Source organism: Arthrobacter sp. P1_A5 (genome assembly GCF_056406825.1).
In genome coordinates this window covers 1-13,807 of sequence record NZ_JBFTZL010000096.1, presented here as the reverse complement: position 1 = coordinate 13,807, position 13,807 = coordinate 1, and the positions used below count along the sequence as shown (strand labels likewise).

Genomic DNA, 13,807 nt, shown 5'->3' with positions numbered 1-13,807 from the left:
CCCTTGAGGCATTCGAGCAGCACCAGGCCCAGGGAGTAGATGTCACTCGCCGGTCCGAGGTCGGCGCCGCGGGCCTGTTCCGGACTGAGATAGGCGGCGGTTCCCACCATGGTTCCCGTGGCCGTCAGCCGGGTCCCGTCGATGATCCGGGCGATGCCGAAGTCTGTGAGCTTGGGCCGCAGCGGTTCGCCTGGCCGGACCGGCACGAGGAGGATGTTGGCGGGCTTGATGTCCCGGTGGACGATGCCGAGGCCGTGGACGTAGGCGAGGGCGTCGGCGATCCCGGCGCCGACCACGGCCAACTCATCCAGCGGCAGGGGACTGTGGCGGATCCGGGTCCGCAGATCCTGGCCGTCCACGAGCTCCATGGTCAGGAAGGGCCGGGGCTCCTCGGGAATCCGGGTGTCCGTCCCGGCGTCGAACAGCGTCACCAGGCTTGGATGATTCAGGGTGGCCAGCAACTCGATCTCCGCTTCCTGGCGGCGAAGCTCGTCAGGATCCGCCGATTGCGGAGCGAAGAGTTTCAGGGCAACGTCCCGGCCAAGGTTCAGGTCCTTGGCCGTGTAGACCGACGCCATGCCGCCCCGGCCAATCACCTCCCCCAGCTGGTAGCGGCCGCCCAAGGGCTCCGCCGTGATGCTGTTGGGCGAACTGTTCACGATGTCCCCGTATCTTCCGTGTGCACACCGACGGCGCACCTAAAGAATGATAAGGGTAATTAGTATCCGCTTCTGTTCAGAGGGGACCTCCGGTCCCGGCGCCGAAGCGTATTCCCTCACCGGACGCCCCGCGGACGCCCCTCCGCCGGAGCATGCCGTTGGGTCCCCCAGCGGACCCAACGACCTCGCTCCGGCGGTACAGGACCGTGATGGGAGCGGTGGCATGCGCTAGGGCGGGCGGGGCTTGCAGCCGGGTCTCGGCTGCGGACCGGAGCGCTCCGGGTGGGCAGGCGCTGCGGGGGTCAGGCTGGCGGGAATTGGGGTGCCGGAAGCCCGGCGGTGGACGGTCGTGTCCATGGGGGATTCTCCTGGGTGACTGTTGGCGGGCGGCGAAGGCAGCCCGACGGGCCGTGCTCTGTGGAGGCAGAGACGGCCCGACTAGTCAGGGGAAGAACCGGGATCAGCGCTAACGGCTGCGTACTCGTGCTGGAGCGGTCCGCCGATGGCGTCGGCCCCGATGGTGGGCAGGTAGAAGACCAGGCTGGGCATCCACGCAGCCGTTCCGGCAGGCCCGCCGCCGGAGTGCCCGCTGCCGGACCCCGAGCCCGGAGCCGGTGGGAGTGCGTCAGGCGCAGGCAGTCCCGTTCCGCCATGCCATGGGCCCGGACCCGGGGTGCCGGAGGGAGCCGGCGGTTCACCGGTCCCGGCGGGGGCCTCGGCCGGCGGGGCAGCGCCGGACTGGACAGCTGCCGCGCCCCGGGGTTCAGGGATCAGCAAAGCGGGGTAGGCAACCGTGGCACCGGGGGAAGGAGATGCCGGGAAGGGACGGGCCGCCACGGTGCCGGTGGGAGCAGGCGCCTGCAGTTGAGCTGGTGCTGCGTTGGCGGCGGTTGCCTTTGCGGCGGCCGCCGGTGCCGATTCGCCATCGACGGCGGCCGGCGTCCCCGCCGGCGATCCCGCCGCGACGTCGCCGCCTGGAACGATGCCGCCTGGAACGGTGCCGCCTGGAACGGTGCCGCCTGGAACGGTGCCGCCTGGAACGACGCCGCCTGGTGGCCCGGCCGCCGGGTCGCCGGGGAGCGGAGCTGCTGGCTCCGGAACCGGGGCCGCGGGGTCGCCGACCGGCGGATCGACGCCGGGAACCGGTACCGCAGGGTCCACCACCGGCGGAACAACACCGGGAACCGGAATCGCAGGGTCCACCACCGGCGGAACAACACCGGGAACCGGAATCGCAGGGTCCAGCACGGGCCTGGTTGCCGGCGGGGTGACTGCCGGCGCAGGGAGCGAAGGGTCAGGGAGCGCCGGGGAGGGGAGTGCCGGGTCCGGTGCCGCCTGCCCAGGGGCGGCGGGCGGTGGCGCGTCGGGAACCGCCGGGGCAGGGGCGGTGTCCGTGGGCCCGTTCGGGTCGGCAGGAACGACGTCGGCGGAAGCTACAACCGGCCCCGGAACAGTGCCCGCCGCCCAGGTGCCCGCCGGGACCGCGGGGAGGTCCACGGAAACCACGCCGTCGAGGGAGGGAACAGGGAGGTCGTCGGCGTCCGTACACGAGGCGGCGGCCGCGCTCTCGCCGGCGCCGTCGGCTGTCCCGTAGAACGCGCAGGCGTCGTCCGCCTGCGCAGCCGTGCAGGTCAGTGTCAGCCACGCGGCGCCGGCGACGGCGGCCAAAAGCACGCGGCGCAAGGGGCGCAGGGGGCGCAGGGTGCGGCCCGCGCGGGAGGACGCTGCTGCAGGATCCATGCGCGCACCCCCGCTCCCGGAAGACTGGACAATTGCCTACAGGGTAAGTCGGCCTCAACAGGAGAGTCCAGAGCGGGGCCGAAACTGTAGGCATACCGAGACACTTGGAATGCGCCGGGTCCGTTGTCTGGGGCGAGGAAAGTGGGAGGCGGTTAGTGGGCGTCGTTGGGGTAGCTCACGCCGAGCTGCGCGCGTACGCCGTCGAAAAGCCGCATGGTGTTCAGGGAGTCCTCCAGCGGCATGACCGGGCTCTCGGTGAGGCCCTGCTGGATGCACCGCGTGACCTCCCGGAGCTCGTAAGTGTAGCCACGTCCCACCACCGTGAACTGCTCCGTCCGTGGCCCCTCGAAGCCGATCCGGACCAGCAGTTCCTTCGGGTTGTTGATGGAGCCCGGGCTCTGGAGGTAGCCCTTGGTGCCGGCGACGGTGGCCGTGCGGGGGCCGTAGGCCATCAATGACGAGGTCAGTTGGGCCTGGGCGCCGTGGTGGTAACCGAGCGTCAACGCATTCTGGGCGTCGACGCCGTCGTCGTTCAGCCAGCCCGTGGCGCTGACCGTTTGCGGGAACCCCAGGGTGCCGAGCGCCCAGAGCAGGGGATAGACCGTCATGTCCAGCAGGGCGCCGCCACCGTCCTTGGGTGCCCAAAGCCGGGAACCGGGCGAGTACGGCGCCGGAAAGCCGAGGTCGGCGCCGACCCATTTCACCTCGCCGATCTCGCCCGAGGCAGCGATCTCGAACGCCCGCTGCATGCTGGGCAGGAACYGGCTCCACACCGCCTCCATCAGGAAGACTCCGTTGGTCCGGGCCGCCGCGATCAACTCGGCTGCTTCCCGGGCATTGATCGTGAGGGCCTTCTCGCACAGCACGTGCTTGCCGGCGTTGAGGGCGGCGAGGGCTATCTTGTGATGGTGGGCGTGCGGGGTGGCGACGTAGACGACGTCGACGGCGTCATTGGCGAGCAGGCGGGCGTAGCCACTCGCGCCGTTCTGGTCACCGTAGGCGTGGACAAAGCCGTAGTCGGCCGCGAACGCGTCCGCGGCCGCCTGTGTGCGGGAGCTGACGGCGTACAGTTCCGCATCCGCCAGCAGCCCAAGGTCGCGTGTGACCGAAGCGGCGATCCCGCCGGTGGCGATGACGCCCCAGCGCAGCCTGGCGCCGGTGGCTGTGCGGGGATCCTGGTCCGGCTGGCTGAACAGCCACGGCTTTGCGATGAGGGCAGACATGGTGCCATCTTCTCACCCAGGGGCGGGCGGGCCGCAGTGTTGACGGCCCTGGCATGGCGGAGGTTCGACGCGGAGATCCAGTCTCACGAAGTTCAGCCCCGGCGGCTCGACGCCGGAGCCGCGGGCGGGCCCCCAAGGCCTGCCCGCAGCTCCGACGCCTAAGCCCCCGCAGCTCCGCCGCCGAAGCCCCCGCAGCCGGGCGGACCACAGGGGGTCGGTCGCGGCTGGAGTTCAGCAGCCGGTACTCAGCCGGTCAGGGCCGCCGCCGCACGGGTCCGGGCCGGTTCCTCCGTGAGCCGGCCCCGCTGGAGCCGGAAGCGCCGGTCCGTCTTGTTGGCCAGGGCACGGTCGTGGGTGACCACCAGGATGGTGGTGTTGTGGTCCCGGCTGAGCGTGCTGAGCAGTTCGATGATGTGCTCGCCGGTCTGTTCGTCCAGGTTGCCGGTGGGTTCATCGGCCAGGATCAGTTTGGGTTCGTTCGCCAGGGCCCGGGCGATCGCCACCCGCTGCTGCTCGCCGCCGGAGAGCCGGTTGATGCGCCGCCCGTGCTTGTCCGGATCGAGCTGGACCTGTTCGAGCAGCTGCCGGGCCCGCTCGGCGCGCGCCGCCTTGCGCACGCCGGCGAATTCCATCGGCAGCATCACGTTGTCCACGGCCGAGAGGTTCGGGATCAGGTTGAACTGCTGGAACACGAAGCCGATGTCCCGGCGCCTGTAGTTGGTCAGTTTCCCGTCGGGCATGCTGGCCAGGCTCACGCCGTTGACCACCACGTCGCCGCTGGTGGGCTTGTCCAGCGCACCGAGCAAGGAGAGCAGGGTGCTCTTGCCGCTGCCGCTCTTGCCCACGATCGAGGCCAGCGTGCCCTGCCCGAGCTCGAAGCTGACATCGTTGACCGGCTTGATGGTCCGGTCGCCGGACTTGAACGTGCGGACCAGGTTCTTGACTTCGATCATGGCTATTCTCCTCGGAGGACTTCGATGGGACGGATCCGGGCGGTGAGCAGGGCCGGGACGAGCGCGCCGATGATGGCGACGCCGAAAACTGCGGCGATGCCCGCGGCGATGACGCCGGGGGAGGCGCTCGCCGTCACGGAGGTCAGCAGCTGGCTGGCCCCGCCCAGCGGTCCGCCCGCCCCGCCCGGGAACCCGCCCCCGGGAAAGCCGCCAGCGCCGCCGCGCTGGCCGGTGGCCGCCGCGCTCGTGCTGCTGCTTGAACTGATGAGGGCGCTGGCGATGCCGCCGCTGGCAAGGGAGGCGACGGCGGCGCCCACCACGCTGCCCATGGCCACCAGCACGAGGGCCTCCAGCACAAACTGCAGGCCGATGGTGCGGTTCGGGGCGCCGATGGCCTTCAGGACACCGATCTCGCGGCGTCGTTCGCGGACCAGCATGACCATGATCAGGAGGATGATCAGGCCGGCGGTGCCAAGGGCCGCGACGAAGGCGATGAAGGAAATGTTCTTGACGCTGTCCAGCGAGCTGACGGCGGTCTCAAGGTTCCGCTGGCCCTGGGTGACGTCGGCCTTGTCGGAGCCCAGCGCCGTCTGCAGGGCGGTCTTGGCGGCGTCGACGTTTTCCATGCTATTGACCGTGACGATCATGGTGGAGAGTTCGTCCGGGAGCGCGGCGAGGGTCTGGGCGGTCGGCAGCGTCACGTAGAGCGCATTGTTGCCGAACGCGGTCCCGGCGTCGAACAGCCCCTGGACGGTGAAGGTTTTATCACCGATGGTGAACGTCGAGCCCACGCTGAGGCCGTTCTTGGTGGCCAGGGTGGTGCCCAGCAGGGCGCCGGTGGACGCGGCGGTGTAGTTGCCCAGGCCGGTGCCCTGCGTCAGCTGCAGGGCCTTGCCGGTGGAGTCCATCTCGGCGCCGATGCCCGTTGCCGTGATGGGCAGCGAGAACGCCGGCGCGGCCTGCGCGGTGCTGCCGGTAGTGCCCGAGGTGCTGCTTCCGGAGGCACCGGTACTGGCTTGGTTACGGTTGCCGAGGGTGCCGGCGTCGACGGCGGCCGTGAGGCTCGTGGTGACGGAGGTGGCCGACTGGCCGCCGGGGCCGCCTTGGCCTGTCCGTCCTGACGCGGCCTCGGCGGCCATGTCAGCGGCGTTGCGCAGGCGCAGCGCCTTGGTGCCGACCACGCTGCTGACGTTGGGGACGGCCGCCGCCGTGGCTGCCTGGGCGGACGTCAGCGGCTCGCCGCCGCCCTCGAACCCCTGGCCGCCGGCCGGGTTCACGGTCAGGACCGTGCCCACCGAGGCGTTCAGCTCGGCAACCTTGCCGGTGACGGCCTGGTTGGCCACGAGCATGGCCAGGGCAAGTCCAATGGCTACGGCCAGCACCGCCACCACAGCGGCGGTCCTGACCTTGTTTCGAAAGGCGTTGCCTACACTCCGGGCAAGAACGCTCACGGTGCTCCTAATTTTTCTTGGGTGTCTCTGGGGGGATCTCCTGCCGGGCCCGATGCCCGGCGCTGGTCCCACAGTGGTACGGGCCGCTGTGCGAACCTCCCGGCGAAGCTATGTCTCCGCTGTGAAGCCGATTGCCGCAGGCGAGGTCACCGCCAAGGTCCCAGCCGGGACACCACGGCCGCGCACCACGGCCAACGCAAGAGCCCCGGCCCTCCCTTGCGGGAGAGCCGGGGCTCTGTACTCTGGTGCGGCCGGTGAAGCGGTCGCCCAGATAAGGAACTACTGCTTGGTGATCGGGCCGAGGACCGGATCGTTCTCGTACGCCGTGTGGACGTTGTCCTTGGTGACGATGACCGGTTCCAGCAGGTAGGCGGGAACAACCTTGACCGTGTTGTTGTAGGACTTGTCGTCGTTGATCTCGGGCGTCTTGCCTGCCTGAATGTCGTTGACCATGACGATCGAGTGCTCAACGAGCGCGCGGGTGTCCTTGTTGATGGTGGAGTACTGCTCGCCCGCCATGATGGACTTGACCGACTCAACCTCGGAGTCCTGGCCCGTGACAATCGGAAGCGGCTTGCCGGCGGCCTTGACGGAGGTCAGGATCGCGCGGGCAATGGTGTCGTTCGGGGACAGCACGCCATCGAGGGCTGCGGTGCCGTAGGTTCCGGCGAGGAGGGTGTCCATGCGCTTCTGGGCGTTTTCTGCCTTCCAGCCCTGGGTCACAGCCTGCTCGAAGCTCGTCTGGCCGGAGAGGACCTTGAGGGTGCCGTCGTCGATCTTCGGCTTCAGGACGCTCATGGCGCCGTCGAAGAAGACCTTCGCGTTGGCGTCATCAGGGGAACCAGCGAAGAGCTCGATGTTGTACGGGCCTTCCGGCTTCTTGCCCTTCATGCCGTCCAGCAGCGCCTTGCCCTGGAGTTCACCGACCTTGAAGTTGTCGTAGGCCACGTAGTAGTCCACGTTCGGGGTGTTCAGCAGCAGACGGTCGTACGCGATGATCGTTGCGCCGGCGTCCTTGGCCTGCTGGAGCTGGGTGCCCAGCTGTGCACCGTCGATGGCGCCGACGATGATGACCTTGTCGCCCTTGGTGATCATGGCGCTGATCTGGTTCTGCTGCTCCGAGACGCCGCCGTTGGCGAACTGCACGTCCGGCTTGTAGCCGGCCGCCGTCAGGCCGTCGTTGAACAGCTGCTCGGCCAGGACCCAGTTTTCGGAGGTCTTCTGGGGGAGTGCGACGCCGATCGCGGAGCCCTTCGGGAATGCTTCGCCTCCGGTGGAGGAACCGCTGGTGGTTCCGGTGTCGGAACGGCCGCAGGCTGTCAGCGCCAGTGCCGCAATAGCAGCGATTGCTGCTGCCTTTCCTGCTTTACCAATCATTCGCATTGCTTGGTTCACTTTCTTTCGGTGGTGTGCGGAGAATTGTGGGGTTGGGGAACTGGGGGGAGGGGATYAGATYCCCCTYGARATGACCTCTTTGGTYTGCGTGGTCTCGTCGGCCTTGATCTCGCTGCTGCGGCCGAAGTTCTTCATCAGCATGCCGACGATCGATTTCTTGCCCTGGGTCTTGTTGTAGACGTCGAAGGCGACGGCGATCAGGAGCACGAGGCCCTTGATGATCTGGGTGAGGTCGGCGCCGACGCCGAGCAGCTGCAGGCCGTTGTTCAGTACGGCCATGACCAGGCCGCCGATGATCGAGCCGATCACGGTGCCCACGCCGCCGGTGACGGCGGCGCCGCCGATGAAGACGGCCGCGATGGCGTCCAGTTCCCAGCCGACGCCGTCGAACGGTCCCGAGGCGGTGGAGCGGCCAACGAAGATCATGCCCGCGAGGCCGGCCAGGAAGGACATGTTCATCATGACCAGGAAGTTGACCTTCTTGGACTGGACGCCGGAGAGCTCCGCAGCGTGCCGGTTGCCGCCGACCGCGTAGATATGGCGGCCGATGACGGTCTTGGAGGAGATGAAGCCGTAGACGATGATGAGGACCGCGAGGATCAGGCCCGGCACCGGGAAGGACGTGCCCGGACGGCCGGTGGCGAAGAGGTACGTCGCGTAGAGGATGGCGCCGCAGACCAGCACGAGTTTGAGGATCATGACCCAGGCTTCGGGGACCTCGGCGCCGAGCTTCTTGGCGTTGCGGCGGGACCGGATCTCGCTGAAGATTACGAACGCGACGGCGAGCAGGCCGATCAGCATAGTGGGGTTGTTGTAGCCGGTCTTCGGGCCGAACTCGGCCAGGTAGCCGGAGCCGATGTACTGGAAATCCGCCGGGACCGGGATGGTGTTCGACTTGCCGACGAACTGGTTGGCGCCGCGGAAGATCAGCATGCCGGACAGCGTCACGATGAACGCGGGAATGCCGACGTAGGCCACCCAGAATCCCTGCCAGGCCCCGATCAGGACGCCGAGCCCGAGCCCCATCAGGACGCCGATGTACCAGGGCAGCCCCCAGTCGCGGATGAAGAGTGACACGCAGACACCCACGAAGGCCGCGACGGAACCGACCGAGAGGTCGATGTGCCCGGCGATGATGACCAGCACCATGCCGATGGCGAGGATCAGGATGTAGGAGTTGCCGTTGAAGAGGTTGATGACGTTGCCCGATGTGAGCGTGCGGCCCTCCGTGAAAATCTCGAAGAACACGATCAGCGCAACCAGGGCGAAGATCATGCCGAATTGGCGGGTGTTGCCGCCAAAGAGCTTCTTGAGCGCGTTCATTGTTTCAGTCCTTGTGTCCGGGGTGTTCGGATTGTTCTGGTTTGTCCCAAAGGGTCAAGCGGTTTTGCGGGCGGACGTCATGAGTTTCATGAGGCTTTCCTGGCTGGCTTCGTCCTTGTTCAGCACACCGGTGATGGCGCCTTCGAAAATCGTGTAGATCCGGTCCGAGAGGCCCAGCAGTTCGGGCAGTTCCGAGGAAATGACGATCACGGCCTTGCCCTCGTTGGCCAGCTTCTGGATGATGCCGTAGATCTCGTACTTGGCCCCGACATCGATCCCGCGGGTGGGCTCGTCCAGAATCAGCACGTCCGGGTCGGTGAACATCCATTTCGCCAGCACGACCTTCTGCTGGTTGCCGCCCGAGAGCTTCGCGACGCCTTCCTCCACGGAGGGCGTCTTGGTCCGCAGCGACTTCCGGTATTCCTCCGCGACGGCGTATTCCTTGTTGGCGTCCACCACGAAGTTCTTGCTGATCTTGCGCAGGTTTGCCGAGACGGTGGTGGCCTTGATGTCGTCCAGCAGGTTCAGGCCCAGGGACTTGCGGTCCTCGGTGACGTAACCCAGCCCGGCGTCGATCGCCTGGCGGACGCTCCTGAGCTGCAGTTCCTTGCCGTCTTTGTAGACATGGCCCGAGATGAAGCGGCCGTAGGAGCGGCCGAACACGGACCGGGCCAGCTCGGTGCGTCCGGCGCCCATCAGGCCCGCGAACCCGACGATCTCGCCCCGGCGGACAAAGAAGTTGGAGTTCTTGCAGACCAGGCGGTCCTGGATCTGCGGATGCCCGACGTTCCAGTTCTTCACCTCGAAGAGGACCTCGCCGATCTTCGGCTCGTGGTCCGGGAACCGTGATTCCAGTGTCCGGCCCACCATGCCCTTGATGATCCGGTCCTCGTCGACGCCGTCGGCCTTGACGTTCAGGGTCTCGATCGACTTGCCGTCGCGGATGATCGTGATCTCATCCGCGATCTGTTCGATCTCGTTGAGCTTGTGCGAAATGATGATCGAGGTGATTCCGCGGCCCTTGAGGCCCAGCATGAGGTCCAGCAGGTGCTGGGAGTCGGACTCGTTCAGCGCCGCCGTGGGCTCGTCCAGGATCAGGAGCTTGACCGACTTGTTCAGGGCCTTGGCGATCTCGACCAGCTGCTGCTTGCCGACGCCGATCTCCTTGATGGGGGTGTCGGGGTCCTCGCGCAGCCCCACCCGGGCCAGCAGTTCGGTGGACCGGGTCCGGGCCTCGGCCCAGTTGATCACGCCGCGCTTGGTTGGCTCGTTGCCGAGGAAGATGTTCTCCATGATGGAGAGTTCGGGGATGAGCGCGAGTTCCTGGTGGATGATCACGATCCCGGCGTGCTCGCTGGCCCGGATGTCCTTGAACTCCTGGACCTCGTTCTGGTACACGATGTCGCCGGTGTAGGTGCCGTAGGGATATACACCCGAGAGCACCTTCATCAGGGTCGATTTCCCGGCGCCGTTCTCACCACAGATGGCGTGGATCTCGCCGGCCTTCACCCGCAGGCTCACATCGGCCAAAGCTTTAACGCCCGGGAATTCCTTGGTGATGGAACGCATCTCGAGGATTAGCGGATCACTGTGCGTGTTGAGGGACGTCATCTGCCCTTACGCCTCCAATGCATGACTTCGTTGTCCGCCCCTGCAAACCGCAGGGCCGTCTGATGGAAAAGTAAACTGGATCACAGCCCTTGTCGTCAAGTCTTTAACGCAACAGCCGCATAACGAAATGGTTAGTTTCGCCGGATTCCGGCGTGCTGGAAGACCAAAGCCGTGGCCCCGAGGGCCTCGGCCCGGTCGCCCAGGGACGACATCGTGAGGGTGGTTGTCTCGCCAATGACCGGCACCGCGTGGCGGATCAGGCCGCGCCGGATCGGGTCCAGCAGCAGCTGGCCAAGGCCCGCCAGCGGGCCGCCGACCACGATGACTTCGGGGTTGATCAGGTTCGCCACGTTGCCCAGGGCGCGCCCGACGGCGAGCCCGGCGTCGTCCACGACACGGAGCGTGGCGGAGTCCTTCTCCAGGGCCTTGCGAACGATGTCCCCGGGCGAGAGCGGCCGGTCCTCGCCGCGGCTCAGGAGCTCGATCATGGTGGTGGTGGAGGCGATGGTTTCCAGGCAGCCGCGGTTCCCGCAGCGGCAGATCAGCCCGTGCTCGTGGATGGTGGCATGGCCGATTTCGCCGGTGATGCCCACGTTGCCGTAGTACGGGACGCCGTTGAGGATCAGCCCCGCGCCGATGCCCGAGCCGATCTTGAGGAACATCAGGTTGCCGATGCCGCTGTGCGGCCCCCAGGTGACCTCGGAGAGGGCGCCCAGGTTGGCGTCGTTGTCCACGAAGACGGGGAGTTCCAGCGCTTCTTCGAGGCGTTTGAGGATGTTGATGCCGACCCATTCGGGCAGGATCGCGCCTTGCGCGACGGTGCCGGTGCGGCGGTCGATCGGGCCGGGAATTCCGACGCCGGCACCCACCAGGGCGCTGCGTTCCACGCCGCTGTCCGTGAGCAGCCGGTCCAGCACCCCGACGGCGGCCTGGATGCCTTCCTCGGCGTGGTGGCCCAGGGGCAGCAGGACAGACTCTTCGGCGATCACGTGGTAACTCAGCGAGGCCAGCACGACGCGCAGGTGGCGCCGGCCGAAGTCGATTCCGACGGCGACGGCCCCGTTGCTGTTGAGCCGGACGTTCAGGGCGCGCCGCCCGGAACTGGTGATCGGTTCAGTCGAGGCCAGCCCGGCGTCCTGCATGATTTTGACGATGTTCGAGACCGTGGCTGTCGAAAGCCCGGTCTGGCGGGCCAGTTCCGCCTGCGTGGATGGGCCCGCGAGGAGGCATTCGATGATCCGCTGCTGGTTCAAATGCCGGAGGGCGGACTGCGATCCGGGGTTCTTGGTTCGGCTCCTCGTTGAGCGCGTTGGTGAGGGCATGCTATGAAGCGTGACGCATTCGCGCCTTGTAGTCAAGAAGTTAACGCAACGATAACGGCCGCGCCGGTCGAATGCCGGGGAGAGGGCGGTCAGCACCCGCCGTCTCCGCGGCAAGGACGTTCTGCCCCGCTGGCACGCTGTCCGGGTGGAATTGCACCACACCCCGCGTTCCGGGCCGCGGCTACTCTGGTCGGGAGAGCCCGCCGCGCCCCGCGGAGGCGCCCGGAAACGTGAGGTGGTAATGGTGCTGCTGGCCCTGATGCAGGCGAACTCCGCCGTGCTGGACATCGAGGCGAACTGCGCCGCGGTGGAGGTCGCGGCGCGCAATGCGTCCGCCGCGGGTGCGCAGTTGCTGGTGACACCGGAACTCTTCGCCGTGGGCTATGCGCCGCGGCGGCTGCGGGAGGCGTTCGATCCCGGCAGGTTGCCCGCGCTTCGGGAAGTCCTGGCCGGCATCGCGCGGCGCAACACCATCGCCTTGGTCTACAGCCTGCCCGCGGTGACGCCGGCCGGCGGGTGGCACATTTCCGCCACCCTGGTCGACGAGGCGGGCGAGGAGCTGCTCAGTTACGACAAGGTGCACCTGTTCGGCCCGGACGAGCGGGCGGCGTTTACGCCCGCCGCGGCTGCCCCCGGCGTCGTGGATTTCCGCGGGCACAAAACGGCGCTGGTCATCTGCTACGACATTGAGTTTCCCGAGTCGGCGCGGGCTGCCGCCCTGCGCGGCGCGGACCTGCTGCTGGTGCCGACGGCACTCGCCGGCGGATTCGACGTCGTGCCGCAGGTGCTGATCCGGGCCCGCGCCCTGGAGAACCAGCTGACGGTTGCCTACGTTAATCACACCGGTTCGGAGGATGATTGCGACTTCCGCGGCGGCAGCATCGTCGCGGGCCCGGACGGCTCGGTCCTGGCCGCGGCCGGAGCGGGGCCGGAACTGTTGTTTGCCGAGCTGGGTGAGCCCGGCCGCGCCGCGGCAGACGGCATCGAGGACGCCGTGGACTACCTGCGCGACCGCCGCCCGGAGCTCTACCGCTCCTGGGGAGTCTGACCGGCAGCGGACGCCTGACCTGCGGTGGCCGGTGCACTGGACGCCGGACCTGCGGTGGCCGGGGTGGGCGGATCAGGCTCGGYCTGGTACTGCAGGGCGATCCAGAGTTCCGCGCGCGCCTGGGCCTGGTTGAGGTCAAGGCCCAGCAGCTCAGCGATGATGCCGATCTGCCGGCGGACGCTGTTTCGATGCAGTCCCGTGGCCTTTGCCGTGGCGTCCCAGCTTCCGTTTTCGCCCAGCCAGGCCCGCAGGATGCCGAGCAGGCTGTCGCGGCGCTCCGGCTCGAGGGCGAGCAGGGGCGCCAGCAGATGGCCCGCCAGCAGGGTGCCGGCAGCCGGTCCCAGCAGGCCGGCCACCGACCACGTCACGTCATCCGCCCGGACGCTCCGGCGGCTCGTGAGAACGCGGTTGCGCAGTGAAGCGGCGTGCCGGTAAGCCTCCGGCAGGTTCGCGAAATCGGTGCCGCTGCCGATCACTAGGCGCCAGCCGAGCCGCTCCACTTCGGCGAGCAGGGCGTCGTCGACCTTTAACCGGGTAATGGCGGCAAAGCCGTACTCGGTGAGCTCCACGAGTTTGGTGTCGAACAGCCGCCGCCACTCCAGCAGCGCCCGCACCGGAGCCTCGCCCGGTCCGCCCGGGGTCCGGGCGCTGTCCGGGGTCCGGGTGCTGTCCGGGGCGGCGTCAACCCGGAGACCCTGCACGACCCGCAGCTGGCCGGACCGGGTGGAGGAGATGCTTTGGGCCAGCAGGTCCTTGAACCCGTTGACATGCCGTGCGGATCCTAAGGCCACGCTCTCCGGGTGCAGCAGCAGCGCCGTGGCCAGCTGGCTCGGGGCCAGGGAGCCGCTGATGCGCTGGCGGACCAGCAGTTCCAGCAGCCCGACCGCGGTGGAGACAACGCTGTTCTGGGCCGGGGTCAGCGGGGCGTCCGTGCCGAGGATGAGCGCACCGAGGTTGGCGTCCCGGGTGCTGCGCAGCGGATACCCGAAGACCAGGGACGAGCCCACGGCGTCGAACGAATCCATCTCCACCCGCGGACCGCTGCCGGCGAGCAGCCTGGCCAGCAGCGGCTGCAGGTCGGC

Annotated in this window: 11 protein-coding genes; 1 reads left to right on the top strand and 10 read right to left on the bottom strand. The window is 68.0% G+C overall.

The features are described from left to right. From AC1D1S_RS13450 to AC1D1S_RS13410, 9 genes are all read right to left on the bottom strand, one after another. Positions 1 to 662: serine/threonine-protein kinase (locus AC1D1S_RS13450; RefSeq protein WP_476994692.1), on the bottom strand; the 662-nt coding region annotated here is incomplete at its 3' end. A 435-nt stretch (positions 663 to 1,097) separates the two neighbouring features. After that, complete coding sequence (locus tag AC1D1S_RS13445; RefSeq protein ID WP_476994690.1) at positions 1,098 to 2,399, bottom strand: hypothetical protein; 1,302 nt, start codon at positions 2,397 to 2,399, stop codon at positions 1,098 to 1,100. Positions 2,400 to 2,551: 152 nt separating this feature from the next. Continuing rightward, entirely contained in the window at positions 2,552 to 3,622 is a 1,071-nt protein-coding gene (locus AC1D1S_RS13440; protein WP_476994689.1) for a Gfo/Idh/MocA family protein, read from the bottom strand. A 245-nt stretch (positions 3,623 to 3,867) separates the two neighbouring features. Beyond that, entirely contained in the window at positions 3,868 to 4,575 is a 708-nt protein-coding gene (locus tag AC1D1S_RS13435) for an ABC transporter ATP-binding protein (protein WP_476994688.1), read from the bottom strand. 2 nt (positions 4,576 to 4,577) lie between these two features. After that, complete coding sequence (locus tag AC1D1S_RS13430) at positions 4,578 to 6,026, bottom strand: ABC transporter permease (RefSeq protein WP_476943535.1); 1,449 nt, start codon at positions 6,024 to 6,026, stop codon at positions 4,578 to 4,580. A 279-nt stretch (positions 6,027 to 6,305) separates the two neighbouring features. After that, entirely contained in the window at positions 6,306 to 7,409 is a 1,104-nt protein-coding gene (locus AC1D1S_RS13425; RefSeq protein WP_459384150.1) for a substrate-binding domain-containing protein, read from the bottom strand. A gap of 66 nt (positions 7,410 to 7,475) precedes the next feature. Then, entirely contained in the window at positions 7,476 to 8,744 is a 1,269-nt protein-coding gene (gene mmsB, locus AC1D1S_RS13420; protein ID WP_476994691.1) for a multiple monosaccharide ABC transporter permease, read from the bottom strand. A gap of 54 nt (positions 8,745 to 8,798) precedes the next feature. Beyond that, the gene (gene mmsA / locus AC1D1S_RS13415) at positions 8,799 to 10,355 is read right to left on the bottom strand and encodes a multiple monosaccharide ABC transporter ATP-binding protein (RefSeq protein WP_028277320.1); all 1,557 of its coding nucleotides are present in this window, start codon (positions 10,353 to 10,355) and stop codon (positions 8,799 to 8,801) included. 131 nt (positions 10,356 to 10,486) lie between these two features. Continuing rightward, positions 10,487 to 11,677: an ROK family transcriptional regulator gene (locus AC1D1S_RS13410; RefSeq protein WP_476994687.1), complete on the bottom strand. Its 1,191-nt coding sequence runs from the start codon at positions 11,675 to 11,677 to the stop codon at positions 10,487 to 10,489. Positions 11,678 to 11,918: 241 nt separating this feature from the next. Between AC1D1S_RS13410 and AC1D1S_RS13405 the strand changes: the two genes are divergently transcribed. Then, positions 11,919 to 12,725 carry a nitrilase-related carbon-nitrogen hydrolase gene (locus AC1D1S_RS13405; protein ID WP_476994686.1) on the top strand — a complete coding sequence of 269 codons (807 nt, stop codon included), beginning with the start codon at positions 11,919 to 11,921 and terminating at the stop codon, positions 12,723 to 12,725. Here the strand turns inward: AC1D1S_RS13405 and AC1D1S_RS13400 are convergent. Then, positions 12,704 to 13,807, bottom strand: a 1,104-nt coding sequence (locus AC1D1S_RS13400) for a helix-turn-helix domain-containing protein (RefSeq protein ID WP_476994685.1), incomplete at its 5' end; no start/stop codon positions are given. The two genes, AC1D1S_RS13405 and AC1D1S_RS13400, sit on opposite strands and share 22 nt — an antisense overlap.